5 protein-coding genes, 1 tRNA gene and 1 other RNA gene are annotated in these 8,688 nt (G+C 68.6%); 5 read left to right on the plus strand and 2 right to left on the minus strand.

The window, feature by feature from the left end:
* Window positions 1-838 (minus strand): M23 family metallopeptidase (locus AC1D1S_RS16595; RefSeq protein WP_476994958.1); only part of this gene is annotated, 838 nt, incomplete at its 3' end.
* Between the two features lie 285 nt (window positions 839-1,123).
* Here AC1D1S_RS16595 and AC1D1S_RS16600 point away from each other — a divergent pair.
* On the plus strand, window positions 1,124-2,035 hold the full coding sequence (locus AC1D1S_RS16600) for an oxygenase MpaB family protein (protein WP_243181458.1): 912 nt from the start codon (window positions 1,124-1,126) through the stop codon (window positions 2,033-2,035).
* Between the two features lie 366 nt (window positions 2,036-2,401).
* Here AC1D1S_RS16600 and AC1D1S_RS16605 read toward each other — a convergent pair.
* A tRNA-Ser gene (locus AC1D1S_RS16605) sits at window positions 2,402-2,486 on the minus strand.
* A gap of 453 nt (window positions 2,487-2,939) precedes the next feature.
* Here AC1D1S_RS16605 and ffs point away from each other — a divergent pair.
* From ffs to AC1D1S_RS16625, 4 genes are all read left to right on the plus strand, one after another.
* An RNA gene (gene ffs / locus AC1D1S_RS16610) (signal recognition particle sRNA small type) lies at window positions 2,940-3,036 on the plus strand.
* A gap of 27 nt (window positions 3,037-3,063) precedes the next feature.
* A complete protein-coding gene (locus AC1D1S_RS16615) occupies window positions 3,064-6,138 on the plus strand; it encodes a DNA polymerase III subunit gamma and tau (RefSeq protein WP_476994959.1) in 3,075 nt (1,024 codons plus the stop codon).
* A 51-nt stretch (window positions 6,139-6,189) separates the two neighbouring features.
* A complete protein-coding gene (gene recR, locus AC1D1S_RS16620) occupies window positions 6,190-6,789 on the plus strand; it encodes a recombination mediator RecR (protein ID WP_018774392.1) in 600 nt (199 codons plus the stop codon).
* A 482-nt stretch (window positions 6,790-7,271) separates the two neighbouring features.
* Window positions 7,272-8,624: an aspartate kinase gene (locus AC1D1S_RS16625; protein ID WP_018774393.1), complete on the plus strand. Its 1,353-nt coding sequence runs from the start codon at window positions 7,272-7,274 to the stop codon at window positions 8,622-8,624.
* Window positions 8,625-8,688: the final 64 nt, after the last annotated feature.

The following is an 8,688-nucleotide window of genomic DNA, read 5'->3' on the forward strand; positions in this document are numbered from 1 at the left end:
CCACATGGGTCAGGTCTTCCCGGACAGGAATCGCCCAGCCAATCCCCGCATTGGTTGCCTTACCGGCGTCGGGTGCGTAACTGGTCATGTCGATCGGGCCGAGTTGATCCACCTGCTTGATGGGCAGAAATGTCCAATCGCGCGGATCAGTGTGGGAGCCGTTGAGGATGGTTTCGAAGTGAAGGTGGCAGCCGGTGGAGGATCCGGTGGTACCAACCCGGGCAATAATTTCCCCCACCCGCACGGAGTCGCCCTTCTTGACCGCGATCGCCTCCAGATGGTTGTACGTGGTGATGAGACCGTTGCCGTGGTCGATTTCCACCCGGTTTCCGCCGCCCCACGGGTGCCACCCGACGGCCCGCACCACACCGGCGTCGGCGGAGTAGACCCGGGTGCCGCAGGGGGCCGCGAAGTCCTGGCCCCAGTGGAATTYGCCCGCGAATCCCGTCAGGGGGCTGGTGCGCAGCCCGAACGGGGACGAGGGCACCAGTGATTCCAGCGGGGCCATGAGGAAACCCGGTGCGGGCCGGTGCAGGGCCGCCGAGGCCACATTGAGCTCGCCACGCACCCCTGCCCGGGTGGCCGTGTCCACCGTGCTCCGGCTGAAGGCCACGAGCGCCTGGGCATCGGCGGTGACAGCGCCGGTGCCGGGAGTCCCCGCGGGCGCGGTCGCGGCGGAGTGGGCCAGCGGGTCCAGGGCTTCCGGTCCCACGTCGCCGGAGGGAGGCATGGCGGCCGTCGGGACGGCGGTGGGCGCGCCGTAGGTCGCAAAGGCGCTCAGTCCCTGAAAGCCGCTGAATGCCAGCACGGCCAGGGACAGGCACAGGCCTCCGGACACGCAGCGCACGGCAATGGTCCGTGCCCTCGCTGACTGCTCACTCGATGAGTTTCCCCAGTGTTTTCCCACGAAATGACTCCCGCTATATGTCCGCCAGACCCCAATCTTCACGGACTTACCTCCCTATGTGACCACAGACGGCCGGGTCTGTGAACCGTCAGCGCGCTCCTTTTGCGGGACCAATCGGAGATCCGCGGATGTCCCCAGTAGCTTGCCGGCGGCGCCCCAGTAGTTCTCCGCACAATTGCAGGTGCCGCACGCCGCCGGGACGGGTAAGAATGAAGGATGCGAAATGTCCTCAGGGAATGGCAGGCGGAACTCAAACAGACGTTCACGGGGACGCGCGATTCGGTGCCCGAGTGGGTGCCGGGCCTGGCCGAGGGGGACGACGCCGGGTACCACTTGCCCGGCTCGGCCGTCTGGGCCGTGCACGGGGACATGCCAACCATCGTGGCGGGAATCCGGGCACTGCTGATGCAGGCGCTCCATCCCGGCGCGTTGGCCGGAGTCCACGATCACTCCCGTTTCCGCGAAGACCCGCTGGGCCGGCTGGCTGGCACGATCCGCTGGATCTTCACCGTGACGTATGGCTCCACGGATACGGCGAAGGCGGCATCGGACTGGGTTCTTCGGCTGCACCGGACGGTGCGGGGAGAATTTGTGGACGGCCACGGCATCAGGCGCAGTTACGCGGCCAATGATCCCGAGCTGCTCCGGTGGGTTCACATTGCCTTCACAGACGCTTTCCTCTCTGCCCACAAACTGTGGGGGCGGCCGATTCCTGGCGGACCTGATGCCTACGTCCGTGAGTGGGCCCAGGCCGGCCGGCTGATGGGCGTCGAGGCACCACCGCTGAGCGAAGCGGAAATGCGCCAGCAGTTGGACCGCTGGTACGACGACGGCGAGCTCCGCTGTGACGAACGGGTCACCGAAACGGTGGCGTTCATTCGCGACCCGCCCCTGCACCCCGCGCTCAGGCCTGGCTACCGGGTGCTGTTCGCGGCCGCCGTGGCAAGCCTCGAGCCCAAGTACCGGGAGCTTCTGGGCCTGCGGACCGCGCGGCTGGGCCCGATACCGCTGCCGGTAACCCTGGCCACCCGGGTCACGCTCGGCGTGGTGCATGTGGCCCTCGGCCGGATGGGCCCGAGCGAGCAAGCTGCCCGCGCCAGGCTGCGCCGGCTGGGCTACCGGGCCTGAGTCTGGGCCGGCGGGCGGCTGCGGTGGTTTTGCTGGTTTGTGGCGGGCCGGCTGGGGCACGGGGGCGGCTAAGGCACGGGGCGGCCCCGGGGGGCGCAGTGCGGGCGGTGGTTTTGCTGGTTTGTGGCGGGCCGGCTGGGGCACGGGGGCGGCTAAGGCACGGGGCGGCCCCGGGGGGGCGCAGTGCGGCTGGGGCACGAGGCGGCCCGGCCTCCAAGCCGACTTGGCGGATGAATCGGTGCCGGTACTGCCGGAGGACGCAACCTTGGCCAGAACCTCACGAGAACCTCACGAGGATAGAAATGCCGGGGACACGAACGGCCCGGAGACGCAAAAAGGCCCCGGTCCGAGGACCGGGGCCAACCGCGGAGAATGGGGGATTTGAACCCCCGAGGGCGTTAACCCAACACGCGTTCCAGGCGTGCGCCATAGGCCGCTAGGCGAATTCTCCAGTTGCTTCTGAATCAAAAGCAGATACTAGAATACCTGAACTTTCCAGCTTCGCCCAATTGGGCCTCCCCGCCCCGGCCTGCGGCTCCTCCGCGGGACATGCCCCGCGGCCCACTTGAGGGCTGGACATAGCCCCAAAATGCCCACTCCTTCCCGCCAAGAATGGGCATGCCCCACACTGCCCACTCCCGGGACCGGACATGTCCCCCAGCCCGCCGGAGCGCTGGACATAATCTCGACCAGCCCACTCCTTCCCGCCAAGAATGGGCATGCCACACACTGCCCACTCCCGCCACTTGGACATGCCCAGCGGTCCGCCCGACCGCTGGACATAGTCCCACCGCGCCCACTCCTGCAGCCCACTCCTTCTCGCCAAGAATGGGCATCTCCCGTCGAGGATTAAGGGCCAAACCGGGCCAATTCGGGGCACACCCAATCGTCAGGTAAACTTGCTGACGGCCCCTCATGTGGCGTCATCCTGTTGAACTCCCCCAGGACCGGAAGGTAGCAAGGGTAAACGGGCTCTGGCGGGTGCATGAGGGGTCTTTTATGTCTGTGCCGATTGGTAGGGTTTATCTGTGACTGTTACTACCGCCCTCTACCGTCGATACCGCCCCGATTCGTTCGCGGACGTTATCGGGCAGGAGCACGTCACCGAGCCTCTCATGACGGCCCTGCGCAAGAACCGCGTCAACCACGCCTATCTCTTTTCGGGCCCCCGCGGCTGTGGCAAAACCACCTCCGCGCGCATCCTGGCCCGCTGCCTGAACTGCGCCGAGGGCCCCACGGACACCCCCTGCGGCAAGTGCCCCAGCTGCGTGGAACTCGCCCGCGGCGGCTCCGGCTCCCTGGACGTCATCGAGATCGACGCCGCCAGCCACGGCGGTGTGGACGACGCCCGCGACCTCCGGGAACGGGCCACCTACGCCCCCGTCCGGGACCGCTACAAGATCTTCATCATCGACGAAGCCCACATGGTCACGTCGGCCGGATTCAACGCCCTGCTCAAGATCGTCGAAGAACCGCCGGAACACATCAAGTTCATCTTCGCCACCACGGAGCCGGACAAAGTCATCGGCACCATCCGTTCCCGCACGCACCACTACCCTTTCCGGCTGGTGCCGCCGGAGCCTCTCATGGCGTATCTGGAGCTGCTCTGCACCCAGGAGAACGTCCCCGTGGCGCCCGGGGTGCTCTCGCTCGTCATCCGCGCGGGCGGCGGTTCGGTCCGCGACTCCCTCTCCGTGCTCGACCAGCTCATGGCCGGCGCCGGACCAAACGGCCTGGACTACGAACTCGCGGTCGCCCTCCTGGGCTACACGCACGCCTCCCTGCTCGATGACGTCGTCGAAGCCGTCGCGGCGTCGGATGCCGCCACAGTGTTCCGCGCTGTGGACCGCGTCATCCAGACCGGGCACGATCCTAGGCGCTTCGTCGAGGACCTGCTCGAACGCTTCCGCGACCTCATCATCGTCCAGGCGATGCCCGAAAGCGCCCAGTCCATCCTCCGCGGCATGCCGGCGGACCAGATCGCCCGCCTGCAGAACCAGGCGCACAACCTCGGGGCGGCCGAGCTCTCCCGCGCCGCTGACGTCACCAATACCGCTCTCACCGACATGACCGGGGCCACCTCGCCGCGCCTGCACCTGGAACTGCTGTGCGCCCGCATCCTGCTGCCCAGCTCCGAGCAGACCGAGCGCGGCATCGCAGCCCGGATCGACCGCGTCGAGCGGCGTTTGAACTACGCCGGGAACGACGTCGGAGCCCCCCTCGCCGCCGCTCCCGCACCTGTTGCCGTTTCGCCTGCACGCACGGAGCAGGCAGCCGCGCCACAGTTGCCGGCAGCGGACGTGCCCGCCGCACCCTCGCACGCCGCGCCGGCTGCCACAACCACCGCCCCCTCCGCCCCGCGTCAGGGCGAGCAGCCGCCGGCCACAGTCTCCGCGCCCGCCAGGCAGGACGAGCCCGTCCGAGAACCGCTGACGGCGCCACGGGTCAGCACCAGCGACTGGCCTGTGGACGAATCCGCGGCGGCCAGCCGGCCCGCCCCGGCCGCAGGTCCCGCCGCCGCGCCTCCGTCCCTGCCCGCGTCAGAGACTGCCTCAGCGGCTGCCCCATCCGCCCCCGCACCGTCCGCCCCCGCGGCATCTACCCCAGCACCTTCCGTCCCTGCGCGCCCCGAGCCGGCCGAGCCCGGCAGGGCGCCTGCCGCTGCTCCCGGGTCTGCCGCCGGCCCCGGAGCCGACGTGGAGGTTTTGCGCCGCGCCTGGCCCGAAATCCTGCAAACGCTCACCAAGATCAAACGCAGCACCTGGGCACTGGTGGAACCCAACGCCCAGGTCGGCCACTTCGAGGACCACGTCCTGACCCTCGCGTTCACCACCACGGGGCTGGCGGGCGCCTTCGGCCGGGCCGACCACGCCGAGAACCTCCGGCAGGCGATCCACAAGACCATCGGCATCGATTGCCAGATCCGGGCCGTGGCCGGCAGCAGCAACAGCCCAGCGAGCTCTGAGCCAAACCCAAAAGCGCCGCCGGCTAGCCCGGAGACCCCGGCATCGTCCGCAAGCCAGGCGACATCGGCCGACGTCGCCTGGGGCCTGAGCCCGGCTCCCCAGCAGGCCCMATCTCCGGCCAACGATGCCGCTGAAGCCGTCCCCTCGCGGGTGGCCGCGGCGCACGTTCCCGCCGCCTCAATGCCTTCGACGCAACCCACTCCGGCCCCCGCGGCCCAGGCTCAGGTCCGCGCAGCCGAGCCGGCAGCGGAACCGCAGGCGCCTGCCCCAGCGATCCAATCTCAGGTCAGCGCAGCCGAGCCAGCAGCCGGCTCGGATGGCCCTTCGGAGCCTTCCGGGTCCTACGCCGATGACGACTGGGGACCGCCCCGGGACGAGGACGCCCCTCCGCTGGACGAGGAACCACCCCTGGATTGGGGCCCCTCGCCCGTAGCCACGCTGCGCCGCCCCGAGCCCGCGGCTGTCGCTACCGCTCCGGCCCGCAAGTCCCCTGCCGCGCCGGCATCCAAAACCGCCGGTTCCCCGGCCGGGACACCGGGCGCAGACCCGGACGCGTCGGATGACGCGTGGGCCCGCGCCGTCGAGCAGTCACCCGGCGTCTGGACGGTCGGCACAGATTCGAACCTCGGCCGGTACACGAGCCCGGATGTCGAGCCCGCTGCGTCCGAGCCCGAGCCGAAGCCTGTGCACTACGAGCCGGCGGCGGCACAGATCCCGGAGTACGCGGGTGTCGTGTCCGCGCCGTCCGGACTGGCCTCGGACCACCAGGCCCGGGCCGAAGCGGCTCCGGCGCCGGCGGTTGCGGAGTCTGTTGCGCCGCGTGTGGCCGCCGCTGCCGTAGCTGCCGTCGCGGAGGCTGTTGCGGTCACTGCCGTTCCCGACGCTGCCGCTCCGGCAGGCCGGCAAAGCCTGTACCAGCGGCTGTCGAACAGTCCCGAGGCCGAGGCCGGGCGGGCGAAGGCCCCCGCCCGAGCCGCCGCCGCGACCACCGTCTACGTACAGGACATCCCCAGCGCCGACGACGAAACGATCGAGGAATCGGGCGTCTTCGGCCGGGCCGCCGTCGAGCGTATTCTGGGCGGGAAACTGGTGGAAGAGCGCTCCCTGGATGGAAGCCCGCTGCCGCCCCGCTTCTAGCAGACCCCCTGCCGGCTGGCCCCGGCCCCACTCCAAACGAACGAGGACATTGTGTACGAAGGCGCAGTTCAAGAGCTGATCGACGAGCTCGGACGCCTTCCCGGAGTGGGGCCCAAGTCAGCCCAGCGGCTGGCCTTCCACATCCTCGAGGCCGATCCGCAGGACATGAAGCGGCTTGTCGATGCCATCACCACCGTGAAGGAACGGGTCAAGTTCTGCACGGTTTGCGGGAACGTGACCGAGCAGGAACTGTGCAACATCTGCCGCGACCCGCGCCGGGACCCCACGGTTATCTGCGTCGTCGAAGAATCCAAGGACGTCCTGGCGGTGGAACGCACGCGGTCCTTCCGCGGCAGGTACCACGTGCTGGGCGGCGCGATTAATCCGATCGCCGGGATCGGTCCGGAACAGCTCCGGATCCGTGAGCTGCTGACCCGGCTCAACGACGGCGCCATCCAGGAAATCATCATCGCCACCGACCCCAACCTCGAGGGCGAGGCCACGGCGACGTATCTGGCCCGGATGCTCAAGTCGATTGGCATCGCCGTCACCCGGCTGGCGTCCGGCCTGCCCGTGGGCGGGGACCTGGAATACGCCGACGAAGTCACGCTCGGCAGGGCCTTCGAGGGCCGCCGCAACGCCCTGAGCTGACGCCCTAGTGGCCGCCGCGGCAGCGACACCCCGGCCCACCATCCGGCCCGGCGGACATGTCCAGCGCCCACGCCCAGGAATGGACACAATGCCCTCACGCCCACTCCAGCCCGCCAAGAATGAGCATGTCCCACGGCAGCACTGAGCATGTCCACTCCTAACCCGAGCTCCCCCATCCGGCCCGGCGGACATGTCCAGCGCCCACGCCCAGGAATGGACACAATGCCCTCATGCCCACTCCAGGCCACCAAGAATGAGCATGTCCCACGGCAGCACTGAGCATGTCCACGGAACGGGGAGACCATGTCCACTCCCGGCCCGCAGCACTGGGCATGTCCGGTGGAGACAAACCCGGCGTGTCTGCCATTCGGTCACAATTCAACGGCGCGGGCGGCACGGCGATAAACTGGGGTGAGAAGTTACGCCGTCGCGCCGTTTGGTTGCCTGGCCCAGAACCCCGATGATCCAGTGAGGGTGCGCGAATGAGTTTGCCCACTACCGAAGTCCAGCCCGGATCGCAGACGTTGCCCGTCTCGGCCGCCGCCACCAAGCACCTTGTCGTGAAGAAATTTGGCGGTTCCTCGGTGGCTGACGCAGAAGGCATCAAGCGCGTCGCCCGGCGGGTCGTGGACGCCCAAAACGCCGGCGACGAGGTCGTCGTGGTGGTTTCCGCCATGGGCGACACCACCGATGAGCTCCTTGACCTCGCCGGCCAGGTCACCGATTCCGCGCCCGCCCGCGAGATGGACATGCTCCTCTCCGCCGGCGAACGAATCTCCATGGCGCTGCTGGCCATGGCCATCAACAAGTTCGGCGCCTCGGCCCAGTCCTTCACCGGGTCCCAGGCCGGCATGATCACCGACGGCATCCACGGCAAGGCCCGGATCATCGACGTTGACCCGCACCGCATCCGCACCGCCCTGGACAAGGGGCACATCGCGATCGTGGCCGGGTTCCAGGGTATGAGCCACACGACGAACGAGATCACGACGCTCGGGCGCGGCGGGTCGGACACGACGGCTGTGGCCCTCGCCGCGGCGCTCGACGCCGATGTCTGCGAGATCTTCACCGACGTCGACGGCGTCTACACGGCCGATCCGCGGGTGGTCGCCTCGGCCCGGAAGATCGACCGCATCTCCAGCGAGGAAATGCTGGAACTGGCCGCGTCCGGCGCTAAGATTCTGCACCTGCGCTGTGTTGAATACGCCCGCCGCTTTGGGGTACCCCTGCACGTCCGTTCCTCATTCAGCCAGAACGAAGGCACCTGGGTTCTGCCCGGCGCCGACGACAAGATCACGACTCAAGAGGGAGTTGCCTTGGAGCAGCCAATCATCTCCGGTGTGGCACACGATCGGTCCGAAGCCAAGGTCACGGTTGTCGGTGTACCTGACATCCCCGGCAAGGCAGCGGCGATCTTCCAGGTCATCGCGGACGCCCACTCGAACATCGACATGATCGTCCAGAACGTCTCCACCCACGGTACGGGCCGGACCGATATCTCCTTCACGCTCCCGATCGTCGAGGGCGCCGAGGCCCTGGCCGCCCTGCACGCCGCGCAGGACCGGATCGGCTTTGAGAGCATCGAATATAACGAGAAGATCGGCAAGCTTTCGCTGATCGGCGCCGGCATGCGCTCGCACCCGGGTGTGTCCGCCCGCTTCTTCGCGGCCCTCTCCGAGGCCGGCATCAACATCAACATGATCTCCACCTCGGAGATCCGGATCTCCGTGGTGACCCACGCGGATCTGCTCGACGACGCCGTCCGCGCCATCCACAGGGCGTTTGACCTCGACAGCGAGGACGAGGCCACGGTCTACGGCGGCACGGGCCGCTAGCCGCACCTGCGCATCCGGGCGGACCCCGGATGCGCATAAAGACGGGGAAGGGAGCGGCACCTGC

The sequence above is a fragment of the Arthrobacter sp. P1_A5 genome (assembly GCF_056406825.1).